The sequence below is a fragment of the Nocardia sp. NPDC041819 genome (assembly GCF_055590505.1).
This window is the reverse complement of record NZ_JBVJAP010000026.1, coordinates 43,177-64,555: the sequence shown is the minus strand read 5'-3', so window position 1 is coordinate 64,555 and position 21,379 is coordinate 43,177. Positions and strand designations below refer to the sequence as shown.

The window sequence follows — 21,379 nt, the reverse complement described above, 5'->3', positions numbered from 1 at the left end:
TATGCGGCGAATGTGCTGAGTTGGGCGGCGGCGTATCGGACCGGGGGTTCGCCTACGCAGGTGCGCATCTCGCCGGACCTGGTGCCGCCGGGAGCATTGTCGCCGGGTTCGGAGATGTCCGCGGTGCGCACGACCACCCCGACCACCGATCCGGCCGAACAGGCGCGGGCGGCGGGCCAGGCGCCCGCCCCGCGGCCGCGACAGCAGCCGACCCAGGTGATGATCACGATTCCGGGTCTGCCGCCCATTCCCTGTGGGATCTTCTGCCCGCCGCCACCGCCGGTGAATCCGTGTGCCGGACAATCGATGCCCGCCCCGATGCCGTTCCCGGACCTACCCGGGACCGCACGCGTGCCGCTCGCACCGCAGCAGCCCTACGGCGGCGCGGCGGCCGCACCCCGCGACCCCGCCGCCCCCGCGGGCCCGGCCGATCCCGCCGTGGCGGGCAGGCCCGCCGACGCCGGAGCCCTCGGGCAGCCCGGCACCCCGGACCGGGCAGCCGCCGGATGCGTTCAGCCCGATACCACGCTGGCCACCACCGAGTCCGCGCCCATCCCCGGTGACCTGCCCGTCCCCGACAACGCACCGCGCGGCGACACCGAACCCGCTACCACTACCCCGCCCGCCCCGGCGCCCGAAGCCGAACCGGCGCCCAGCGCCGAATCCGCACCTACGCCGCCGCCGGGAATCACCCTGCCGTTCGGCATCGTCATCCCCCTGCCCGCGCCACCGGTCGCACCCCAGCAGTGATTCAAACTCCGTATCAGATCACGAAGCAGTAACAAAAAGATCTCGGATGCGGTAGCCTCTCCCTCGGTCCGTAACAAAGGGCTCACAGCGAGTCATGGGAGGGTCACCACACCGTGGGGCGTCATCGAAAACAACCGCCTGCCACCGTCAGGCGCAGTTCCGTTATCGCGTTGACCGGATTGGTTCCCGCTGGGCTCGTCTCCGTCACCGCCGCCTCCGAGGTCGGCGACGCCGTCCCGCTCGCGGCCGCGGTTCAGACGCCGGATGATCAGGACGTGCAGGGCGCCCGGCCGCAGTCGGCCGTCGAGCCCGTCGCAGGCACCGAATTCCTCGCGCACGCAATGGCCAAGGCCGCGCCCACCGCGACGCCCGTGGTGAAAACCGTTGCGCTGCCGAGTGGGCGGCAACCCGCCGCGATGGCTGCCGGGCCGCTGGGCGTCCCCGGCGTGGCCGTCGCGGCCTATCAGAACGCGGAACGAGTGCTGGCCGCCGAGAACCCCGTGTGCGGCATGCCGTGGTCGCTGCTGGCCGGCATCGGCCGGGTCGAGTCCACCCACGCCTTCGGCGGTAAGGCCGATGCCGAGGGCAACCCGCTCAGCCCCGTCTACGGCCCCGTGCTGGACGGCTCGCTCACCGGCAACCACGTCGTTCGCGACTCCGACAACGGCGCACTGGACGGCCTGGACGGCTACGACCGCGCGATCGGTCCGATGCAGTTCCTACCCGACACCTGGAAGCGTTACGCGGGCGACGGCAACGGCGACGGCATCGCCGATCCGCAGAATCTCTTCGACGCCGCCCTGACCGCCGGGAAGTACCTGTGCGAAGGCGGCCTGAACATGCGTGACCTGGCACAACAGTCGAAAGCGATCCTGCGCTACAACCACTCCATGGCCTACGTCGCGAACGTCATGGCCTGGGAGACCTCCTACAGCACGGGGGTCGCACCCCGGCCCGCGGATCTGCCCAAAATTTGACACGCCTAAAATTCCTGCCATGCCAGTAGTTACGGAATCGGACGTGCGGGGTGCCCTCGCAAAGGTCGACGACCCGGAGATCCGCAAGCCGATCACCGAGCTGGGCATGGTGAAAAGCGTCGTCATCGGCGCCGGCAGCGATGTCCACGTGGAGATCTACCTGACGACGGCGGGCTGCCCCCTGCGTACGGAGATCCAGCAGCGGGTCACCAAGGCCGTCGCCGACGTGCCCGGTGTGGGCGCCATCTCCGTCGATCTCGACGTGATGGACGACGAGCAGCGCACCGCACTGCGCAAGCAGTTGCGCGGCGACTCGGCCGATCCGGTCATCCCGTTCGCCCAGCCCGGCTCGCTGACCCGCGTCTACGCGGTCGCCTCCGGGAAAGGCGGCGTCGGCAAGTCCAGCGTCACGGTGAACCTGGCCGCCGCCATGGCCGCGCGCGGTCTGTCGGTCGGCGTGCTGGACGCGGACATCTACGGTCATTCCATCCCGCGGATGCTCGGTACCGATGCCAGGCCCACCCAGGTCGAGCGGATGATCATGCCGCCGGTCGCGCACGACGTGAAAATGATCTCTATCGCCCAGTTCACTCAGGGCAACACGCCCGTGGTGTGGCGCGGCCCGATGCTGCACCGGGCGTTGCAGCAGTTCCTCGCCGACGTGTTCTGGGGCGACCTCGACATCCTGCTGCTCGACCTGCCGCCCGGCACCGGCGACGTCGCGATCTCCATCGCACAGCTGATCCCGGGAGCCGAGATCCTCGTCGTCACCACCCCGCAGCCGGCCGCCGCCGAGGTGGCCGAGCGGGCGGGCGCGATCGCGCTGCAAACTCGCCAGCGCATCGCGGGCGTGGTGGAGAACATGTCCTGGCTGGACCTGCCGGACGGCACCCGGATGGACCTGTACGGCTCCGGCGGCGGCCAGGCCGTCGCCGACCGGCTCACCCGCGCGGTGGGTGCGACCGTGCCACTGCTCGGTCAGATCCCCATCGAACAGGCGCTGCGGGAAGCGGGCGACGAAGGCACCCCGATCGTGCTGCGCGATCCGGAGAACCCCGCCGCCAAGGCTCTGCTGGAGGTGGCGGACAAGCTCGCCGTCCGCCGCCGCGGCCTCGCCGGCATGTCCCTGGGTATCGACACCACCCGGCATCTGTAGCGAGCACGACGCGCGAGACCACCTGTCGGTGTGCCCTAATAAGCTCACCTCATGCTCACCATGCTGTTGTACGTGCTGATCGTCGGCTTGGTCGCCGCGGTGCTGTTCTTACTGGCCAGTGCGGTGTTCGGGCGGTCGGAGGAGCTGGGGCCGCTGCCGGAGGGGACGACGGCCACCGTGCTGCCGGTGGAAGGGATCACCGGGGCGGACGTGCGCGCGTTGCGCTTCCAGCAGGTGGTGCGCGGCTACAAAGCCGGCGAGGTGGATTGGGCGCTGACCCGCCTGGCCGCGCGGATCGATGAGCTCCAGCACCAGCTGGCCGACGCGCAGGCCGCGCGGTGGCAGACGCCGATCGCGCCGGAGTCGAAGTGAGCGCCCTGGCCGACGACGGGCTGGTTCGCTGTGCCTGGCCGCTGGAGTCCCAGCTCTATCGGGACTATCACGACCACGAGTGGGGCAAGCCCCTGCACGGCGACGACGCCTTGTTCGAGCGGCTCTGCCTGGAGGCGTTTCAATCCGGCCTGTCCTGGCTGACCATCCTGCGCAAACGCCCGGCCTTTCGTGCGGCGTTCGCCGGGTTCGCCATCGAGCGCGTCGCGGAGTTCGGCGACGACGATGTCGCCCGGCTGATGGCCGACGCGGGCATCGTCCGCAACCGCAGCAAGATCGACGCGGCCATCGCCAACGCCCGGGTTGCCCGCGACCTCGACATCGGCCTGGACGAGTTGCTCTGGTCGTTCGCCCCACCGCCGCGCCCGCGCCCGCGCCGCGGCGCCGACGTGCCCGCGACCACACCCGAATCCATCGCGCTGGCAAAAGAATTGAAACGGCGCGGATTCCGGTTCGTCGGACCGACCACGGCGTACGCCCTGATGCAGGCGACCGGGATGGTGGATGACCACCTGGCCGATTGCTGGGTGGCCAACGACCGGCCCGGCACGGGCCGACCGGTCACTTTTTGAACTCAGCTATCCGTCCACATCCGCGATAGGGAAGAATGGGACGGGTGTAGCTCGCCAAACGCCGGCGAGCTCACTGGTTGGTGACAACTGGAGTTCCAAGAAAGTGCGCAGCAGACCGCGCAGATCTGGAGGGAGCAGAGGATGGCGGCCATGAAGCCCCGCACCGGGGACGGTCCCCTCGAGGCAACCAAAGAAGGGCGTGGAATCGTTATGCGGGTTCCACTCGAGGGTGGCGGGCGTCTGGTCGTCGAACTCACGCCGGACGAGGCAGCGGCGCTCGGTGACGAACTGAAGAGCGTTACGAGCTGAGTGGGCCCGGCTGAGCACTCGGCCCTCGCCGACGCGGCCGGCGTCCTGGCCTGCCCGGAATGCATTCGGGCGCACCAGGACGCCGCGCCGCTCGCGCTCGAACCGCGGGATCGAGCACTGCGCTGCGGTCGCGGCCACAGCTTCGACGTCGCCAGACAGGGCTACGTCAGTTTGCTGACCGGCGCGTCGACCAAGATGACCGGGGACACCGCGGCCATGCTCGACGCTCGTGCCGCTTTCCAGAGCGGAGGGCACTTCGCGCCGATCGCCGACGCGGTGACGCACGCCGTCACGACGCGGCGGACAAACGGCCCGGTACTGGAGATCGGCGCGGGCACCGGCTACTACCTCGCCCGGGCGCTCGACGCCGCTCCCCCGGCCGTCGGCATCGGACTGGACGTGGCCAAACCCGCCGTCCGGCGCTGCGCCCGCGCCCACCCACGCGCCGCGGCGGTGCTGGCCGACGCCTGGCGCGGGTTGCCGATCCGCGACGGTGCGCTGGCCTGCGTACTCTCCGTCTTCGCCCCGCGCAATCCCGGCGAGATCGCCCGGGTGCTCGCCGAGGACGGCCGCTTCGTCGTCGCCACACCGACCGCACGTCATCTTCGCGAGCTGATCGAGCCTCTGGACATGGTCCGGGTCGACCCCGACAAGGACCGCAGGCTCGACGCCGCCATGGAGGGACATTTCGAACCGGTCGACCGGACGCTGGTGGAGTACCCGATGACGCTCGCCAGAGCCGATGTCGCGCACGTGGTGGGGATGGGTCCGTCCGCGCACCACGCCGCCGCCGCAGCGGCGGATCCGGCGCGGCTGCCGGAGTCCGTCGAAGTGACCGCTTCGGTCGTCGTGGGCACCTACCGCCCGGCGGCCTGATCGCCCGGTTCAGCCCTTCCTGATCTCGTCGTACACCGCCACCGTGCGCGCCGCGATGCGCGACCAGTCGAATTCGGAGATCGCCCGCTCCCGCCCGGCGGCCCCGAGGCGGACGGCCAGCTCTCGATCGCCGGCCACCTCGTTCACGGCGGCGGCGAGCCCGTGCTCGTAGTCCCCGGCCGCACCCGCGTCGTAGTGCACCAGCCGTCCGTTGCGGCTGTCGACCACCTCGGGGATGCCGCCGACGTCCGAGGCCACCACCGCGGTCGCGCAGGCCATCGCCTCCAGGTTGACGATGCCGAGCGGCTCGTACACCGACGGGCACACGAACAGCGACGCGGCGGCGAGAATCTGCCGGATCTGCTCGGTCGGCAACATCTCGCGAACCCAGAACACGTTGCCGCGACGCTGCCGCAGCTCGTGCACCGCCGCGGTGACCTCTTGCGCCAGCTCGGGCGTGTCCGGCGCGCCCGCGCACAGCACGAGCTGGATGTCGGGATCGAAGTCGCGGGCGGCGGCCAGCAGGTGGCCGACCCCCTTCTGGCGCGTGATGCGGCCGACGAAGGCGACGATGGGAAGGTCGGTACGCACGCCGAGTTCGGCGAGCACCGACGGCTCGTCACCGGTCGAAGGACCGGGATGCCAGACGGTCCCGTCGATGCCGTTGTGCACCACGTGGACCCGGGCCGGGTCGACGGCGGGGTAGGCGTCGAGCACGTCGCGGCGCATGCCCTCGCTCACCGCGATGACGGCGTCGGCGTGCTCGACGGCGTTGCGCTCCGACCAGGACGACAGCCGGTAGCCGCCGCCGAGCTGCTCGGCCTTCCACGGCCTGCGCGGCTCCAGCGAATGCGCGGTCAGCACGTGCGGGATGCCGTAGAGGGTCGCGGCCAGATGTCCGGCCAAGCCGCTGTACCAGGTGTGCGAGTGCACCACGTCCACCTCGCCCACGGCATCGGCCATCCGTAGCTGGGCGGACATCATCCGCAGCGCGGCGTTGGCGGCGTCCAGCGACGGATCCGGTCGATGGACCACGGCATCCGAGCGCTCGACGCCCATACAGTGCACGGTCACCTCGCACAGGTGACGCAAATGCGCCGTCAGCTGGGTGACGTGCACCCCCGCCCCGCCGTACACCTCGGGTGGATATTCGCGGGTCAGCATCGCGACGCGAAGCCGGTCCCGCTCGTCGGAATCCACCGCCGAACGTCCGCCATCCGTGCCGAAACTCACCGATCCAAAGTAGACGTTCGGGTCCGCGGCGGCCACTCACGCGCGTTTCACCCGGTAGTTTGGCAGGTGTGAGGAGCCAGCCGCACGTACTCGGGATCGTGCTCGCCGGTGGCGAGGGCAAGCGACTCTTTCCACTCACGGCCGACCGCGCCAAACCAGCCGTCCCGTTCGGCGGCGCCTACCGCCTCATCGACTTCGTCCTCAGCAATCTGGTCAACGCGGGTTTCCTGCGGCTGTGCGTACTCACCCAGTACAAGTCGCACTCGCTCGACCGGCACATCTCGCAGACCTGGCGGCTGTCCGGTTTCGCGGGCGAGTACATCACCCCGGTGCCCGCGCAGCAGCGGCTGGGACCACGCTGGTACACCGGCAGCGCGGACGCGATCCTGCAGTCGCTGAACCTGATCTACGACGAGGACCCGGAATACATCGCGGTTTTCGGCGCCGATCACGTCTACCGGATGGATCCGGAGCAGATGGTGCGCCACCACATCGATTCCGGCGCCGGCGTGACCGTGGCGGGTATCCGGGTGCCGCGCAGCGAGGCGAGCGCGTTCGGCTGCATCGACAGTGACGACGCCGGCCGAATCACGCAGTTCCTGGAGAAACCGGCGCATCCGCCCGGCACCCCGGACGATCCGAACGTCACGTTCGCGTCCATGGGCAACTACGTCTTCACCACCAAGGTGCTGGTCGACTCGATCCGGGCGGACGCGGACAACGCCGACTCCGACCACGACATGGGCGGCGACATCATTCCGGCCCTCGTCGCGGCCGGACAGGCGAGCGTCTACGACTTCGCCGACAACGACGTGCCCGGCGCCACCGACCGGGACCGCGGCTACTGGCGCGATGTCGGCACCATCGACGCGTTCTACGACGCGCACATGGACCTGGTGTCGGTGCACCCGGTGTTCAACCTCTACAACCGCCACTGGCCCATCCGCGGGGCGGCCGAGAACCTGCCGCCGGCCAAGTTCGCCCAGGGCGGGCTGGCGCAGGAATGCATCGTGGGCGCGGGCAGCATCCTGTCCGCCGCCACCGTGCGCAACTCGGTGCTCAGTGCCAATGTCATGGTCGACGACGGCGCCACCGTCGAAGGGTGTGTGCTCATGCCCGGCGTGCGGATCGGACGCGGTGCGGTGGTGCGGCACGCCATTCTGGACAAGAACGTGGTCGTCGGCGAAGGCGAGATCATCGGAGTGGACCTGGCGCGCGATCGCAGCCGTTTCGCCGTGAGCAACGGCGGGGTCGTCACGGTCGGCAAAGGCGTTTGGGTGTAGCCGCGGCGAGCGGTACTAGGGTCCACCCGGCTCGGGCGCCTGCGGGCCGAGACAGAACGGCGCGCACGGCCCCGGTGTGCGCGGCACGGTCGATTTCGAGGCGTCACCGAAATCCGCGGTGCACACCAAATAGACCATCAGCACGGCGAACAAAAGCACCGCGCCGAAAGCGATCATGGTCCGGCCCCAATGGATCGATTTGGGACGACGCTCGTCTTCGTCCCAAAGGAACATCATCATCACCACGTCGCACCTCTTCCGGATCCGTTCGGAACCTGACCTCCACCAGTATCGGTCGGTCATCGGCGTCGCGCTGCGGCTCGAGCCGAATCGTGGCGGTACGGTCGCTTTTCGCGAACTCCGCCGATCACCTGTGGGTGGCGTGTTCGCCAGGAGAAGAGGGCGCGCTGGCCCGAAATTCCGGAAAAACTTCGGCGGCAAGCCTATTCGGCCGGAGCGAGAGCCGCCGTCGACGGAGGTATCACTGTGCGGGCGGGGCGACGTTCTGGGTGCAGAACGGCTCGCAGGGTCCCGGGGGCGGAGTGGTTTTCTCGGGGCCGGTGTCGAAATCGGTGTTGCTCACCACCACCATCACGAGCACGGCTCCCACAATCACGAACAGCAGGGCCAATAGAGTCGGCCGCAGCCAACTCGTTCGCCGTTCGGTCACCACGTCCCCCATGACCGCTACTTCGATGGGATTTAGTTCACGCATAACTGTTTTCCTCACTGGGTTCTTCCTCAGCGCATACCCCGGATTCCGGGAAGGAATCAGACCGCGCGCGAATCACTAACCCCGTGAGGCACAGAGCAATCCGTCTCCGACCGGAATCAGTACACAGGTGAGTTCCGGGTTCTCCGCGATGGCGCGGGTGGCGGCGCGCACCGCCTGAGTGGCCGGATCCCGTTGCGCCGGATCGGGCACGCGCCCGCCCAGCAGCGCGTTGTGCAGCAGAATGGCGCCGCCCTCGCGCAGCAAACGCACCGCTTGGGCGACGTACTCCGGGTGCTCGAGCGGCGCCGCGTCGATGAAGACCAGGTCGTAGGCGCCGTCGGCCAGCCGGGGCAGCACATCCAGCGCCCGTCCGTTGATCAGCCGGGTGCGCGCCGGGGGGATGTCGGCGGCGCGGAACGCCTCCTTGGCCGCGCGCTGATGTTCCGGCTCCGAATCGATGGTGGTCAGCGTGCCGTCCTCGCGCATGCCGTCGAGCAGCCACAATCCGCTGATGCCCGCGCCGGTACCGACCTCGACCACCGCGCGCGCTCCGAGCAGCTGCGCGTACATGCTCAGCAGCGCCCCCACCGAGGGCGGCACGGGGACAGCGCCGAGTTCGGTGGCCCGTTCGCGCGCGCTGATGAGGATTTCGTCCTCTACGACGGATTCCTCCACGTAGGCGAGATTCCGCTCCAGATTCGATGCCACGGGTATGAGGCTAACGCCGGGCGGGTGATCTCGGCGTTCCGGACAACACGCGCCGCCCGCCATTTCCGCCGCCGGTTTTCTCAGGTGACCCTCAGGATCTCCATATCCCGGCCATATCAGGACCAGAAAGAGTATGAGCAACCGACCGTGTATTAACACGGGACGCGGGAACAACGACATACCGGTTGTCTGTTGTATCCGTACGTGACGGTCCGAAGACCCGGCCCGGAGCGAGTCCCCACGTTTGCGGTCCCTAGTAGGAGGTAGCCCCATCCACATGGTCGATGCGGCGCGCGAATACGCCACCCTGCCCGAGCAGATCCTGCCGGTCGAAGCCGACTCCGTCGAGGACGCGGTCGAGCTGAGCGGGACTGCTGCCTTCGATGCCACCGGTGACCGGTCGGCGATGCCGACGTGGGACGAACTGGTGCGGGAGCACGCCGACCGGGTCTACCGGTTGGCCTATCGCCTCTCCGGCGACGCACAGGACGCGGAGGACCTCACCCAGGAGACATTCATCCGGGTGTTCCGTTCGCTGTCGAACTACCAGCCGGGCACCTTCGAGGGGTGGCTACACCGCATCACCACCAACCTGTTCCTGGACATGGTGCGCCGCCGCAACCGGATCAGGATGGAAGCGCTGCCCGAGGACTACGACCGGGTGCCCGCCGAGGGCCCGGGGCCGGAGCAGGCGTATCACGACGCGCGGCTGGATCCCGACCTGCAATCGGCCCTGGATTCGCTCGCGCCGGAGTTCCGCGCGGCCGTGGTGCTGTGTGACATCGAGGGGCTGTCCTACGAGGAGATCGGCGCTACGCTCGGCGTGAAACTGGGCACTGTGCGCAGTCGGATCCATCGTGGACGTCAAGCCCTGCGCGACTACCTTGCGCATAATGGAAGTGAGCAGCGGTTCGCCGCTGAAGCGAACATAGGGTGATTCGTCGGACGCCGGCATCGCCCGAACCTCGGTCGATGTCGGTTGAAAGGGTGAGCACCGAATGAGTGGCGACTCCAGCACGTCCGGTCCGCCCCGTTTCCGCCCCACCGAGCATCTGGCGAGTGAGGCGGTCGCGGCGTACGTGGACGGGGAGCTACGGATGAACGCCTACCTGCGCGCCGCTCAACACCTGTCGCTGTGTCCCGAGTGCGCGGCGGAGGTCGATGCCCAGCAGCAGGCGCGCATCGCCTTGCGGCACGCGGGCCAGGTCGCGATTCCGACCGGCCTGCACGACAGCTTGACCAGGATTCCGCTCGCGGAGCTGCCGGGCGGCGCGTCCAGCGGCCGGACGCCCTCGTCGGCTTCCGGCCAGTCCGGCCGTAACGAGGCGGTTTTCGGCTTTCTGACCGATTCGTTCACCGCGACCCGGTGGACCACGTGGTGGCGCAAGTAGAGTTTCCCGAGTGACCACCGAATCGACGAATTCCGGATCGGCCGACACCTCGAATTCGGCGGCCGACCGCGGGAATCTCCGTCCGCCGGACGCACCCGTTCTCGGTCCGCGCCCGGTCTACCGGCCCCATGTCGACACGCATACCGCACGTGCCTTCCGCAGGCCGTCCGGCCTATCCGGTTCGTTCGCCGAGCCCTCGCCGCTCCGCAAGGCGGGTACGACGCCGCAATCCGGTCCCGAACTACAGAACCGTCCGCCCGACGCGGTGCTGGCCGAGGCGTTCGGGCGCCCGGAAGGCTCCACCGAGATCCTGCAGCGCGACCCCGACGCCGCCGACGGCCCGTCGGCCGTGGCCGGACCGGCCGATCCGTGGCGTGATCCCGAAGCGGTCGCACGCCTGGGCGCCCCCGCGGTGCCCACCCCCAAGCCGCAGACACTGCCGCAGGCCGAGAAGCTCAGCGCCCGCGAAGTCCTGTTCGGTTCCCGGGTCGCGCCGAAGGCGCTGGCCCTGCTCGCGCTCGTCGCGGTCGTCATCGGCCTGGTCGGTGGGCTGGTCGGACGGCTGACCGCGGAAACGGCCTCGACGCTCACCTCGCGGAAGGTGACCCTCGAACAGACCGGTGACGGCACCCGCCCGCACGGCATGATCGCCCAGGTCGCCAACGCCGTGCTGCCCTCGGTCGTCTCCATCCGGGTGACCGTCGGCGACAACGGCGCCACCGGCTCCGGCGTGGTGATCGACGGCGGCGGCTACGTGGTCACCAACAACCATGTCGTCTCGATGGCCGCGCAGGACAAGTCCAACCGGTCCGCGATCCAGGTGCAGTTCTCCGACGGCACCCGGGTGCCCGCCCAGATCGTCGGCCGCGACCCGAAGACCGACCTGGCCGTACTGAAGGTCGATGTGAAGAACCTCACCGTCGCCCAGCTCGGCAAATCCGGCAACGTCCAGGTCGGTGACGATGTGCTGGCCATCGGTTCGCCGCTCGGCCTGAGCAAGACGGTGACCTCCGGCATCGTCAGCGCCCTGCACCGCCCGGTGAAGCTGGAGGGCGAGGGCAGCGACACGAAGGCCGTGATCGACGCCGTGCAGACCGACGCGTCGATCAACCCGGGTAACTCCGGCGGCGCGCTGGTGGACATGGACGGCCGGGTGATCGGCATCAACACCGCCATCCGCAGCGAGACCGGCGGCTCGGTCGGCCTCGGCTTCGCGATCCCGGTGGACAAGGTGATCGAGGTCGCCCAGACCTTGATCCGCGACGGCGTCGTGCACCACCCGACGATCGGCCTGAGCGCGCGCACCAAGCAGGTGGCCAACGAAGTCATGAGCGGTGCGGCGGTGGCGGACGTCGTGGCGGGCGGTCCAGCGGCGAAGGCCGGGATCGTGGAGGGCGACGTGATCGTGAAGGTCGGCGATCGAGAGGTCACCGGTCCGGACGAACTGGTCGTCGCGGTGCAGTCGCGCAAGATCGGCGAAACGGTGAACGTGCAGTTGATCCGCGACGGCAGGCAGGTGGACGTGCCGGTGACGCTGGAATCCGACTGACCCGGCGGCCGGATCGCCGGGTAGCCTGGTTACGTGTTCAGCAACATCGGCTGGAGCGAGATGGTCATCCTGCTCGTCGCCGCCCTCGTCATCCTCGGCCCGGAGCGCTTGCCCGGTGCCGTGCGCTGGACCACGCGCAGCCTGCGGCAGGTGCGCGATTACGCGAGCGGCGCCACGTCCCAGTTGCGACAGGAACTCGGGCCGGAGTTCGACGATTTACGCAAGCCGCTGGCCGACCTGAACGAACTGCGCGGTATGACTCCGCGGGCGATGGTGACCAAACATCTTCTCAACGGCGACGATTCGCTGTTCAAGGATTTCGACAGCGCGCTGCCCGATCCGAAGGACCTGTACAGCACGAACAGCGGGATGCCGGACTACCCGATGCCCAAGTTGGCTAAGCCGTTGGAGCGCAACGAACGTCCGCCGATCGACACCGACGCCACCTGATTCGTCAAGCAGACTAGACGCATAGCGCTGTTCAGCTGTCTAGACTTCGCACATGTCGGCCGATGACGTGGCGCGCGTGTTCGCGATCGAGGACAAGGTCGAGCGACTGAAAGCGGCCACCGACGGGGTGGCGGCAGCCCAGCAGACCATCAACGAACTGACCAGGATTCGGCGTGCCGTCATCCGGGAACTCCATGCCGAAGGCTGGACGTTCGCCAGAATCGGTGCGGCGGCGGGCCTTTCCCGGGCCCGCATCCACCAGGTGAGTACCCAGGGCCCCGCGCCGGAAGGACTGTTCTTCGGGCACGGTTCGCTCACCGTGCTCGTCCCCGAGGTGCGCGCCGGGCGCGTGATCGGCGCGCCCGATCCCGCCGCACCGCAGCGATTGGCCGAGCTCCTGCGCGAACTCGGCTTCGGAGTAGCGGTCGAACATTTCCTACCGGGCCGCCCGATCGACCTGCGGCGTGACGGCCTGATCGTGTTGGGCGGTCCGGAACTGTCCCCGAGCCTGCGCCAGTTGGTGGCCGCCGATCCCCGCTTGCGCCGCGCGGTGGCGAGAGTGGGGGACGCGCGCCGGGGAATCGAGGACAGGGCGGCTCGGCGGGTCTACCGGCCGGGCGGACCGGAACCGCACGACATCGCCTACCTGGGCAGGCTTCCCCGGCCCGACGGGCGGGGCAGTGTATTGATGATCGACGGCATGCATCCGCCCGGCTCGCTCGGCGCCATCCGGTTGCTCGCCACCCGGCTGGCCACGCTGCACGAACGAGCGAGCAATCACCTGTTCTCGGTGCTGATCGCCTGTCGCTTCGACCGTGCCACGGGTGAACCCTTGGAAGCCGACCTGCTCACTCCGGTCTACCGCCACGACCCCGAAAACAGATCGCCCGCAACGGGTGTACGCCGCTGACTCACATATCTCGCACGACCTCCGTTGCCGGAGACCGTCGTCGGACCCGCCCCTACCGGCGATTGTGATCACCCGCGCGTCGGCTCTACGCGCCCAACGACATTCAGCAAATGTATGGACATCGTAGTTGAGCCCATCCACGGCCGGAAATCCGGACGGTGGACATCGAATGGACACTCCAACATGCCGCGAACCATTCCACCGATCACCTGGTCGTGACGACTCAGGAGCATCACGCCGGCCGAAATTCTCTCGTGTGGCACAGGTCACCAGCCCTCGTCCGAGCGCGTTCATACAGGGATGATTGAATAGCTGGACGATAACCGCATGTGATAGGTGAACTCTGATGCGTGATCGAAAGTCGATGTCTGCGAGTTCCGTGTCCCTCCTCTCCGTGCTGCGGCGCCCGCGGCACGGCGCCGCGGCCCCCGCCCGGACGGGCGATCCGGCGGTGACCACCCACCGGGTGACCTACAGCGACCGGTTGCGAGTCTTCCTCCGCCCGGATGAGCCCATCGACAGCTTTCTGCGCCCGCTGGACAGGCTGGACGGCTTCCACCGCTACTCGGTGAACATGACCCGGCTCGCCGAGCCGATGCGGCCCGCGGACATCGACCCGGCGATCAGTTCCGCTCCCGGGCGGGAGTACCTGCAATGCACCGGCTCGGCAGACACGCTCACCCTCGAGGTGCGCACCACCGTCGAGGGCATGCCGCATCGCTTCACCGTGGGCTTACCCGGTCAGCGGCTCGGACCGCCTCGGGTGGATGTGCCGGTCCCGGCCTGCGTGCCCACGCCGCGGGTCTATCCGGACGAGGTGTTCACCGCCGAGCAGGCGGCCGAGATCTTCACGGCGTACTTCGAGACCGGCGCCGTCCCGTCCCAGCTACAGCTCCGCGAAACGGACGCCTGAGGTGTCCGGCAAGGAGGAATCGTGAATCCGTTACTGCTGATCGGCGGCGCCGTCCTGGCGGTGGGCCTGCTCGGCCTGATCCTCAGTGTCCTGCTGCGGCCCGCGGGGGCGAAGGCTCACGTGACCGTCGCCGACCTTCAGGCCCGGCTGGCGAACGAGTCGGCCACCTCGCCCGAAGCGGACGGCCCGGCGGGCGAGGAACCGCGAGCCGATCGGCCCGACACCGAGCGCGCGGAACAAGAGCGACCCCGCCACGACGACGATTCCCGGAACGGGGCCGCGGATCAGGACGAGGACCGACCCGAAGCACGCGCGGACCAGGTGCTGTTACCGCATCGTCGTCGCCGCGACGGATAGGTCTCCGGTAACTAGGCTTACGGTACGGCGGATATTCGCCGGCTGTCTCGGGCCCGATGCGCTGGACCCGCTCGCCGAAAGGACCGGATTCCGGTGCGCGCGATACTCGGGCAATTGCTCACCATGCTGCCGCTCGGGCCGGTCGCGCTGGCCCGCGTGGTGGACACGACCGGCGCCGGGCCTCGCGAACTCGGAGCGGCGATGATCGTCACCGGCTCCGGCGACGTACACGGCTCGCTGTCCGGTGGCTGCGTCGAGGCGGCCGTCGTCGCGTCGGCGCAGCAGGTCCTGAGCAGCGGCCATGCGGTGACCGACCGGTTCGGCTATGCCGACTCCGACGGACCGGCGGTGGGCTTGAGCTGCGGCGGCGAGATCGAGGTGTTCGTCGAGCGCGTCGCACCCGAACGACTCCCGCTGCTCACCGCGTTACGGCAGCGGATCGAGGACGGCTCCCCCGTCGCCGTGGCGACCACCATGGACGCCGCACCGGAATGGAAGCTGCTGACGACCGCCGATACCGAACCGTGGCACGACGTCGACCGCGACGCGCGGGCGCTGCTGGCCGCGGGCCGCTGCGGGGTGGTGGGCGCCGACGAGTGCGCGGCACACGGCGCGCCACGACCCCGGACGTTCGTCCAGGTCTTCGCGGCTCCGGCGCGGATGATCCTGGCGGGCGCCAACGACTTCGTGCGCGCGCTCAGCCGCACCGGCCGTCAACTCGGCTACCGGGTGACGGTGGTGGACGCCCGCGAGACCTTCGCCACCGCCGCCAGGTTTCCCGCCGCCCACGAGGTCGTCGTGGATTGGCCGCACCGGTATCTGGGCGAGGAACTCGAGGCGGGGCGGATCGACCAGCGCACCGTCGTCTGCGTGCTCACCCACGACGCCAAATTCGATGTGCCGATGCTGGTGACGGCGCTGTCGTGCCCGGGCATCGGCTTCGTCGGCGCACTCGGATCCCGCCGCACGCACGCCGAGCGCGTCGAGCGCCTGCGGGCCGCAGGCGTCACCGACGACCAGCTCGGCCGGCTGCGCAGTCCGGTCGGGCTCGATCTCGGCGCGCGTACACCGGACGAGACGGCCGTCTCGATCGCCGCCCAGATCCTGGCCGAACGCGGTGGGGCCTCCGCTCTGCCGCTGGACCGCATCGACGGGCCGATCCACCGCTGATTGCTAAAAGTTGCCTATAGGGCGGTTGGACACCTGGCCAGCGGGCATACCCGTCCATAAAGCCGCACATTACGCTGGTTGCGCGTTCCATTTACCTCTTGCACGGCGCGCCGCCTCGGCTCACACTTACTTTGCTGAAAGTTAACTATGAGTAGGTGACGGTGCGTTCGCGCTTCGGCCCCGCCACGCTCTGCCCGGCCCGCCCCACCGAGAGGAGAAAGCGCCGTGACCGCCACCCAGATCGCCGTCCTCTGCTCGCTCGCCGGCGCCGCCGGCCTGGTCGCCACCATCGGATTGATGTACGGACCGGCGAACCGGCGGCGCCGGGTCGGCGTCGCCCAGCACGTGATCGCGGAACAGCTGCCCGTGCGCCCGCTACCGACCTGCCCGATCGGCAGGCCGCAGCAGATGCCGGTCGAGCCGTTGACCGTGGCGGAGGCACACGAACTCATGCAACGCCACCGGATCTGTGAACCGGCCGAGTGCGTCTACAAACTCGCGGCCTTCCGCACCCTGATCGAGGCGGGATACATGCGGGACCCACACGCCGAAGGGGCCTGACCGCATCCCGGCGCCGCGACGGTGGAGCGGTTCAGGCCGCCGCCCACGCGGGCCGCAGGGTGTTCATCGGCGGGCGATCCATCAGGGAGACCTCGGTGCGGTGCGCCGTGAACTCGTCGCCGATCAGCGGGAACTGGGTCAGCGCCGCACCGGAGTCCTGGATGCCGCTGCGTCCGAGCACGGTGCCGAGAATCTGGCGGCTCATCACCCCCAGGTCGGCCAGCGGCCGGTTGCGGTGCGTGCGCACGCCCAAATTGACCTGGCCGATCGCGGACATGCCGAGCCGGTCGTAGGTGTCCAGCAGCAGCCCGATCTCGACGCCGTAGCCCGGCGCGAACGGCACCGAGGTGAGCAGTTCGCGGGTGCCCGCGTATTCACCGCCGAGCGGCTGCAAGACCTGGGAGAGTTCCGGTCGCAGCGCGGCCAGCAGCGGCCGGGCGACCAGTTCGGTGACACGGCCACCGCCGGCCGCGTCCACCGCGCCGCCTTGCCGCAGCGGCCTGCGGTAATAGGCCTTGGCCAGATGCATGTCACCGACCGTGAGCAACGGACCGAGCAACTTCGGGACGAAGGCGGGATCCGGGTCGATCAGGTCGGAGTCGACGAAAGCGATGAGATCACCGCTGGTCACCGCCAGGGAGCGCCACAGCACCTCCCCCTTGCCCGGGACCGGCTCGAGCTCCGGCACCGCCTGCTCGCGGCTGATCACCTCGGCGCCCGCCGCACGGGCGCGCTCCGCGGTGGCGTCGGTCGACCCGGAGTCCAGCACGATCAGCTCGTCGACCAGCGTGCCGAGCAGCGGCCGGATGCTGGCCACCACGTCGGCCACGGTCCGTTCTTCGTTCAGCGCGGGCAGCACCACCGACACGGTGCGCCCGGCTTTGGCGCGGACGAGTTCGTCCACTCGCCAGTTCGGGGTGTCCCAGGTATGGGTCGTCGCCCAGGCGGGCTCACGGTGTTGAAATGTCATGCCAGACCTCGCAAGGTTCGTGCGGGGGGCCGGATGCCCTGGATCGCGGCGATCATGTCCACGACCCGCCGGGTCGCGGCGACTTCGTGGACACGGAAGACTCGGGCGCCGGCCGCCGCCGACCATGCTGTTGCCGCCAATGTGCCCTCCAGCCGTTCGGAAAGACCGACACCTAAAGTCTCCCCGATGAAATCCTTGTTGCTCAGCGCCATCAAGACTGGCCATCCGGTTTTTACAAGAACGTCGACTCGGCGCAACAGTTCGAGCCCGTGATAGGTGTTCTTGCCGAAATCGTGCGTCGGATCGATCAGAATCGAATCCCGGCGCACCCCGGCCGCGAGCGCGTTCTCCGCGGCCTGCACCACGGTTTCGGTGACCTCACCCACCACGTCGGCGTAGCGGACCCGATGCGGCCGGGTGCGCGGCATCGCGCCACCGGTATGGCTGCACACCACACCGGCGCCGTGCGCGGCGGCCACCGGAACGAGATCGGGATCGGCGCCCGCCCAGGTGTCGTTGATCAGATCCGCCCCCTCGCCCACCGCCGCCAGCGCCACCTCGGCCCGCCAGGTGTCGACGCTGATCAATAGCTGCGGGTACTTCGCGCGGATGGCCGCGACGAACGGCACCACCCGGCGCGTCTCCTCGGCCGCGTCCACCGAATCGCCCGGCCCGGCTTTCACCCCGCCGATGTCGACGAGGTCGGCGCCCTCGTCCACCGCGCGCGCCACGGCCTCCATCGCCGCCGCGTCGGTGAACGTGGCGCCACGGTCGTAGAACGAGTCCGGCGTGCGATTCACGATCGCCATCACCAGCGCTCGATCCGTCGCCACCGGCCTGCCGCACAGCGTGGGAAGCGGCGCCGCGGTCGAGCTGAACATGTCAACGACTGTAGCCAGTCCGTCACTCCGGGTCTTCAGGCCGTGCTGATCTCGCCCGTCAGCTCTTGGGCGCCCGTCCCGCCGCTACCTCGGCGGCATAGTCGTCGTAGCCGGGGACATAGCCCTCGGTGCGGCCCGCGAGGACGTACAGCGTGCTGTCGGGGTCCGGGGCATACCCCTGCTTGCGCAGTTCGACCTTGCGGCTTTTGAACGTGGAGGTCTGCTCCAGTTCGTGGACGATACGAATGAACAGGGGCACGGCGTACCCCGGCAATTGCTGGTAGACCAGCTTCGCCACCGCCGCACCGTCGAATTCCGCGCCGGGACGCAGCGTCACCGCGGCCATGCCCGCCTTGCCGTCCGTCCCGGGGATGTCCACGCCGTAGACCACCGCTTGCGCGATCGGCTCCGCCTTGCTCAGCGCGCCCTCCACCTCGGTGGTCGCCACGTTCTCGCCCTTCCATCGGAACGTGTCGCCGAGCCGGTCGACGAACGCGATGTGATGCCAGCCCTGCTCCCGGACCAGGTCGCCGGTGTCGAACCAGACGTCACCGGACTGGAAGCCGTCGCGCACCAGCTTGGCCTCGGTGGCGTCCTTGTCGGTGTAACCGTCGAACGGCGAGCGGTCGGTCACCTTGGCCAGCAGCAGCCCGACCCCGCCGGTGCCGACCCGGCGCAAACGGCCCTTGTTGTCCCGCTTCGCTTTTCCGGTCTCCTCGTCGTACTCCACGACGGCGTACGGCAGCGGACCGAAACCAGCCGTGCGATCCACGCCGAAGGCGTTGACGAACGCGATGTTCGCCTCGCTCGCGCCGTAGAACTCCACGATCCGCTCGATGCCGAACCGGGATTTGAACTCGTCCCACAGTTCCGGACGCAGCCCGTTGCCGACGGCGAGCCGGACCAGGTGCTGCCGATCGGTCGCCTTGGCGGGCTGGTTGACCAGGTAGCGGCACAGCTCGCCGATGTAGATGAACGCCGTGGCCTGCTCACGGATGACCTCGTCCCAGAACCGGGACGCGGAGAAACCGCGGCCGAGCGCGAGTGTGCCGCCGGAGGCCAGCACCGCGGACAACGCGACGGTGAGCGCGTTGTTGTGGTACAGCGGCAGGCAGCAGTACAGAGTGTCGTTGCCGCGCAGGCGAATTCCCAGGCCGCCCAGGCCTGCCATGCTCTTGGTCCAGCGCAGATGGGTCATCACGCTGGCCTTCGGCAGTCCGGTGGTGCCGGAGGTGAAGATGAGGAACGCCCGGTCCCGCGCGGTGATCTCCGCACAGCTCGGTGGATCGGCGTCGTCGGCGTCGCGGGCCGCCTCGTGGAGTTCGTCGGCGGCGAGGACGTCGGCGGGTGGCTCGGGCAGCGAGTCGATCGCGTCGGCGCATTCCGCGCCCACCACGTTCAGCACGCTGTCGAGCAGGCCGAAGCTGTGCGCCAGCACGTTGTCGCGCTGATGGTGGTTGAGCAATCCCACGGTGGCACCGAGCTTGACCGTGGCCAGCACGACGAACAGTGTCTCCGGCCGGTTGGTCATCAGCACGCCGACCACGTCGCCGCGCCGCACCCCGCGGTCCGCGAGCACGCTCGCATACCGGTTCACCTGCGCGTTGGCCTCACCGTAGGTGAAGGTCGCCCCCTCGAACCGCAGGAACAACCGATCCGGATGCCGGTGGGCGCTGCGCTGGAAATACAGCCCCACCGAGGACTTGGAATCCGCCGTCAACAGCATGCTCAGCGCGTTGCGGAGCATGCCCGGCGCGTCAAGGGCCATCCCGGGAAGATTGCGGGCGAGGTCGAACAAACTCACCGTCGAGCGGGCGTCGGTGCTCACGTCTTCAGCTCTCCTCACTGGGTCCGCGCCGCCTCCAGTACCGCGAACGCGGACGGGAGATCGGTCACCACGGTAATCCGGTCCAATGCCGTCTGGGGAACGAACTTCCGCTCGTACAACTCGTCCAGCCAGGAGAACAACCCGCGGAAGAAACCATTGGGATCCAGCACAACAACGGGCTTCTCGTGCTGTCCCAGATAGCCGCCGGTCCAGGCCTCGAAGAACTCCTCCAGCGTGCCGATGCCGCCGGGCAGGGTGAGGAAGGCGTCGGCGCGGTCCTCCATCACCTGCTTGCGCTGGCGCATGGTGTCGGTGACCACCAGTTCGTCGGCGTCGACGTCGGCGACCTCCCGGTGCACCAGGTGTTTCGGGATCACGCCGATGGTGTTCGCGCCGCCCGCGCGCGCCGCGGTGGCGACCGCGCCCATCATCGAGACGTGCCCGCCACCGGACACCAGTTGCCAACCGCGCCGGGCGATCTCGGTGCCCACCCGGGCGGCCAGCGAGAGGTAGTCCTGGTCGGTGGTGCTCGCCGAGCAGTAGACACAGACGGCGAAAGGCCGATCGCTCACCACTGATCCTCCGTCCCGATCGCGTCCTCGGCGCCACCCGCCTCCGCGGCGGCCTGGATGATGTGCACGACCTCCTCGACGCTGTCGGTCACATGCAGCAGACCGAGGTCGCCGGGGGAGATCTTGCCCGAACCGCCGAGCGAATCGCGCAGCCAATCGACCAGCCCCGCCCAGTACCTGGTGCCGAACAGGATGATGGGAAACCGGGTGATCTTGTGCGTCTGCACCAGCGTCAGCGCCTCGAACAACTCGTCGAGCGTGCCGAAACCGCCGGGCAGGCAGATGAACGCCTGCGAGTACTTCACGAACATCGTCTTGCGGACGAAGAAGTACCGGAAATTGATGCCCAGGTCGACCCAGTCGTTGAGGCTCTGCTCGAACGGCAACTCGATGCCGAGGCCGATCGAGTAGCCGCCCGCCTCGCAGGCGCCGCGGTTCGCCGCCTCCATCGCGCCGGGGCCGCCGCCGGTGATCACCGCGAAACCGGCCCGCGCCAGCGCGGCGCCGATGGCCCGCCCGGCCTGGTATTCCGGGTGGTCGGCGGACGTGCGCGCGGAACCGAAGACGGTTACCGCCCGCGGCACCTCGGCGAGCGCGCCGAAGCCCTCGACGAACTCGGCTTGGATGCGCAGCACGCGCCATGGATCGGTGTGTACCCAGTCCGTGTCGCCACGCTTGTCCAGCAGGTGCCGGTCGGCGGTGCCCACGCCGTCGGCCCGCTCGCGGCGAAACATGATCGGGCCGCGGAATTTCGGTGTCGACTTGGGTTTGGGGGCGACCTCACGGTCCGCGGCGTCGGTGGACATGCGTTCCACGCTACCGCCCGGCAAGGCGGACCCAGGGGCTGGACGGGAGAAG

General features: G+C 69.1%; 25 protein-coding genes and 1 pseudogene. 17 read left to right on the top strand and 9 right to left on the bottom strand.

Annotation, left to right across the window (positions count from 1 at the left end; all coding sequences use genetic code 11):
• From ACZ6DL_RS36350 to ACZ6DL_RS36320, 7 genes and pseudogenes are all read left to right on the top strand, one after another.
• Window positions 1–750, top strand: a pseudogene (locus tag ACZ6DL_RS36350) (lytic transglycosylase); the annotation flags it as partial.
• 113 nt (window positions 751–863) lie between these two features.
• A complete protein-coding gene (locus ACZ6DL_RS36345) occupies window positions 864–1,727 on the top strand; it encodes a lytic transglycosylase domain-containing protein (protein ID WP_466058069.1) in 864 nt (287 codons plus the stop codon).
• Window positions 1,728–1,746: 19 nt separating this feature from the next.
• Window positions 1,747–2,883: an Mrp/NBP35 family ATP-binding protein gene (locus ACZ6DL_RS36340; protein WP_466058067.1), complete on the top strand. Its 1,137-nt coding sequence runs from the start codon at window positions 1,747–1,749 to the stop codon at window positions 2,881–2,883.
• A 51-nt stretch (window positions 2,884–2,934) separates the two neighbouring features.
• Complete coding sequence (locus tag ACZ6DL_RS36335; protein WP_466058065.1) at window positions 2,935–3,255, top strand: DivIVA domain-containing protein; 321 nt, start codon at window positions 2,935–2,937, stop codon at window positions 3,253–3,255.
• Complete coding sequence (locus ACZ6DL_RS36330; RefSeq protein WP_466058064.1) at window positions 3,252–3,845, top strand: DNA-3-methyladenine glycosylase I; 594 nt, start codon at window positions 3,252–3,254, stop codon at window positions 3,843–3,845. The genes ACZ6DL_RS36335 and ACZ6DL_RS36330 overlap by 4 nt, the downstream gene beginning before the upstream one ends.
• Before the next feature lie 141 nt (window positions 3,846–3,986).
• On the top strand, window positions 3,987–4,154 hold the full coding sequence (locus ACZ6DL_RS36325; protein WP_011211259.1) for a DUF3117 domain-containing protein: 168 nt from the start codon (window positions 3,987–3,989) through the stop codon (window positions 4,152–4,154).
• Window positions 4,155–5,030: a putative RNA methyltransferase gene (locus ACZ6DL_RS36320; protein ID WP_466058063.1), complete on the top strand. Its 876-nt coding sequence runs from the start codon at window positions 4,155–4,157 to the stop codon at window positions 5,028–5,030.
• A 9-nt stretch (window positions 5,031–5,039) separates the two neighbouring features.
• Here the strand turns inward: ACZ6DL_RS36320 and glgA are convergent, their stop codons facing one another.
• A complete protein-coding gene (gene glgA, locus ACZ6DL_RS36315; RefSeq protein WP_466058072.1) occupies window positions 5,040–6,194 on the bottom strand; it encodes a glycogen synthase in 1,155 nt (384 codons plus the stop codon).
• A 137-nt stretch (window positions 6,195–6,331) separates the two neighbouring features.
• Between glgA and glgC the strand changes: the two genes are divergently transcribed.
• Window positions 6,332–7,546, top strand: a complete 1,215-nt coding sequence (gene glgC, locus ACZ6DL_RS36310) for a glucose-1-phosphate adenylyltransferase (RefSeq protein ID WP_357036297.1) — start codon at window positions 6,332–6,334, stop codon at window positions 7,544–7,546.
• A 15-nt stretch (window positions 7,547–7,561) separates the two neighbouring features.
• On the opposite strand, the gene ACZ6DL_RS36305 is transcribed toward glgC, so the two are convergent.
• The 3 genes from ACZ6DL_RS36305 to ACZ6DL_RS36295 form a co-directional block, all read right to left on the bottom strand.
• Window positions 7,562–7,786: a hypothetical protein gene (locus ACZ6DL_RS36305; RefSeq protein ID WP_357036294.1), complete on the bottom strand. Its 225-nt coding sequence runs from the start codon at window positions 7,784–7,786 to the stop codon at window positions 7,562–7,564.
• A gap of 241 nt (window positions 7,787–8,027) precedes the next feature.
• Window positions 8,028–8,261 (bottom strand): hypothetical protein, encoded by a 234-nt coding sequence (locus tag ACZ6DL_RS36300; protein ID WP_466058061.1) that lies wholly within the window; start codon window positions 8,259–8,261, stop codon window positions 8,028–8,030.
• A 75-nt stretch (window positions 8,262–8,336) separates the two neighbouring features.
• Window positions 8,337–8,969 carry an O-methyltransferase gene (locus tag ACZ6DL_RS36295; RefSeq protein WP_373283906.1) on the bottom strand — a complete coding sequence of 211 codons (633 nt, stop codon included), beginning with the start codon at window positions 8,967–8,969 and terminating at the stop codon, window positions 8,337–8,339.
• A 277-nt stretch (window positions 8,970–9,246) separates the two neighbouring features.
• Between ACZ6DL_RS36295 and sigE the strand changes: the two genes are divergently transcribed.
• The 9 genes from sigE to ACZ6DL_RS36250 all read left to right on the top strand — a co-directional run bounded on the left by sigE (window position 9,247) and on the right by ACZ6DL_RS36250 (window position 16,270).
• The gene (gene sigE, locus ACZ6DL_RS36290) at window positions 9,247–9,906 is read left to right on the top strand and encodes an RNA polymerase sigma factor SigE (protein WP_357036291.1); all 660 of its coding nucleotides are present in this window, start codon (window positions 9,247–9,249) and stop codon (window positions 9,904–9,906) included.
• A gap of 61 nt (window positions 9,907–9,967) precedes the next feature.
• Window positions 9,968–10,360, top strand: a complete 393-nt coding sequence (locus ACZ6DL_RS36285) for a hypothetical protein (protein ID WP_040869491.1) — start codon at window positions 9,968–9,970, stop codon at window positions 10,358–10,360.
• 10 nt (window positions 10,361–10,370) lie between these two features.
• A complete protein-coding gene (locus ACZ6DL_RS36280) occupies window positions 10,371–11,909 on the top strand; it encodes a S1C family serine protease (RefSeq protein WP_466058059.1) in 1,539 nt (512 codons plus the stop codon).
• Window positions 11,910–11,942: 33 nt separating this feature from the next.
• The gene (tatB, locus tag ACZ6DL_RS36275) at window positions 11,943–12,359 is read left to right on the top strand and encodes a Sec-independent protein translocase protein TatB (protein WP_040869494.1); all 417 of its coding nucleotides are present in this window, start codon (window positions 11,943–11,945) and stop codon (window positions 12,357–12,359) included.
• Between the two features lie 52 nt (window positions 12,360–12,411).
• On the top strand, window positions 12,412–13,269 hold the full coding sequence (locus ACZ6DL_RS36270) for a hypothetical protein (RefSeq protein ID WP_393240896.1): 858 nt from the start codon (window positions 12,412–12,414) through the stop codon (window positions 13,267–13,269).
• 364 nt (window positions 13,270–13,633) lie between these two features.
• Window positions 13,634–14,182 (top strand): hypothetical protein, encoded by a 549-nt coding sequence (locus ACZ6DL_RS36265; RefSeq protein WP_466058057.1) that lies wholly within the window; start codon window positions 13,634–13,636, stop codon window positions 14,180–14,182.
• Between the two features lie 21 nt (window positions 14,183–14,203).
• A complete protein-coding gene (locus tag ACZ6DL_RS36260; protein ID WP_466058055.1) occupies window positions 14,204–14,539 on the top strand; it encodes a hypothetical protein in 336 nt (111 codons plus the stop codon).
• A gap of 93 nt (window positions 14,540–14,632) precedes the next feature.
• Complete coding sequence (locus tag ACZ6DL_RS36255; protein WP_466058053.1) at window positions 14,633–15,709, top strand: XdhC family protein; 1,077 nt, start codon at window positions 14,633–14,635, stop codon at window positions 15,707–15,709.
• A 225-nt stretch (window positions 15,710–15,934) separates the two neighbouring features.
• Window positions 15,935–16,270 (top strand): hypothetical protein, encoded by a 336-nt coding sequence (locus ACZ6DL_RS36250; protein ID WP_466058051.1) that lies wholly within the window; start codon window positions 15,935–15,937, stop codon window positions 16,268–16,270.
• Between the two features lie 31 nt (window positions 16,271–16,301).
• Here the strand turns inward: ACZ6DL_RS36250 and ACZ6DL_RS36245 are convergent, their stop codons facing one another.
• Genes ACZ6DL_RS36245 through ACZ6DL_RS36225 form a run of 5 tightly spaced genes read right to left on the bottom strand, consistent with a single transcriptional unit; the run spans window position 16,302 to window position 21,327 of the window.
• A complete protein-coding gene (locus ACZ6DL_RS36245) occupies window positions 16,302–17,240 on the bottom strand; it encodes a glucosyl-3-phosphoglycerate synthase (RefSeq protein WP_062974573.1) in 939 nt (312 codons plus the stop codon).
• Complete coding sequence (gene folP, locus ACZ6DL_RS36240) at window positions 17,237–18,121, bottom strand: dihydropteroate synthase (RefSeq protein ID WP_466058050.1); 885 nt, start codon at window positions 18,119–18,121, stop codon at window positions 17,237–17,239. Before folP ends, ACZ6DL_RS36245 begins: the two co-directional genes overlap by 4 nt.
• Before the next feature lie 58 nt (window positions 18,122–18,179).
• A complete protein-coding gene (locus ACZ6DL_RS36235) occupies window positions 18,180–19,949 on the bottom strand; it encodes a long-chain-acyl-CoA synthetase (protein WP_466058048.1) in 1,770 nt (589 codons plus the stop codon).
• A gap of 14 nt (window positions 19,950–19,963) precedes the next feature.
• Complete coding sequence (locus ACZ6DL_RS36230) at window positions 19,964–20,524, bottom strand: LOG family protein (protein WP_466058046.1); 561 nt, start codon at window positions 20,522–20,524, stop codon at window positions 19,964–19,966.
• On the bottom strand, window positions 20,518–21,327 hold the full coding sequence (locus ACZ6DL_RS36225) for an LOG family protein (protein WP_357036257.1): 810 nt from the start codon (window positions 21,325–21,327) through the stop codon (window positions 20,518–20,520). The genes ACZ6DL_RS36230 and ACZ6DL_RS36225 overlap by 7 nt, the downstream gene beginning before the upstream one ends.
• Between the last annotated feature and the right edge of the window lie 52 nt (window positions 21,328–21,379).

Excerpts from the sequence above, each read along its gene's own strand:
- ACZ6DL_RS36265 (WP_466058057.1), top strand. The coding sequence starts at position 13,634 with ATGTCTGCGAGTTCCGTGTCCCTCCTCTCCGTGCTGCGGCGCCCGCGG.
- ACZ6DL_RS36335 (WP_466058065.1), top strand. The coding sequence starts at position 2,935 with ATGCTCACCATGCTGTTGTACGTGCTGATCGTCGGCTTGGTCGCCGCG.
- ACZ6DL_RS36285 (WP_040869491.1), top strand. The coding sequence starts at position 9,968 with ATGAGTGGCGACTCCAGCACGTCCGGTCCGCCCCGTTTCCGCCCCACC.
- ACZ6DL_RS36300 (WP_466058061.1), bottom strand. The coding sequence starts at position 8,261 with ATGCGTGAACTAAATCCCATCGAAGTAGCGGTCATGGGGGACGTGGTG.
- ACZ6DL_RS36325 (WP_011211259.1), top strand. The coding sequence starts at position 3,987 with ATGGCGGCCATGAAGCCCCGCACCGGGGACGGTCCCCTCGAGGCAACC.
- ACZ6DL_RS36270 (WP_393240896.1), top strand. The coding sequence starts at position 12,412 with ATGTCGGCCGATGACGTGGCGCGCGTGTTCGCGATCGAGGACAAGGTC.
- glgA (WP_466058072.1), bottom strand. The coding sequence starts at position 6,194 with ATGCTGACCCGCGAATATCCACCCGAGGTGTACGGCGGGGCGGGGGTG.
- ACZ6DL_RS36305 (WP_357036294.1), bottom strand. The coding sequence starts at position 7,786 with ATGATGATGTTCCTTTGGGACGAAGACGAGCGTCGTCCCAAATCGATC.
- ACZ6DL_RS36340 (WP_466058067.1), top strand. The coding sequence starts at position 1,747 with ATGCCAGTAGTTACGGAATCGGACGTGCGGGGTGCCCTCGCAAAGGTC.
- ACZ6DL_RS36225 (WP_357036257.1), bottom strand. The coding sequence starts at position 21,327 with ATGTCCACCGACGCCGCGGACCGTGAGGTCGCCCCCAAACCCAAGTCG.
- sigE (WP_357036291.1), top strand. The coding sequence starts at position 9,247 with ATGGTCGATGCGGCGCGCGAATACGCCACCCTGCCCGAGCAGATCCTG.
- ACZ6DL_RS36245 (WP_062974573.1), bottom strand. The coding sequence starts at position 17,240 with ATGACATTTCAACACCGTGAGCCCGCCTGGGCGACGACCCATACCTGG.
- folP (WP_466058050.1), bottom strand. The coding sequence starts at position 18,121 with ATGTTCAGCTCGACCGCGGCGCCGCTTCCCACGCTGTGCGGCAGGCCG.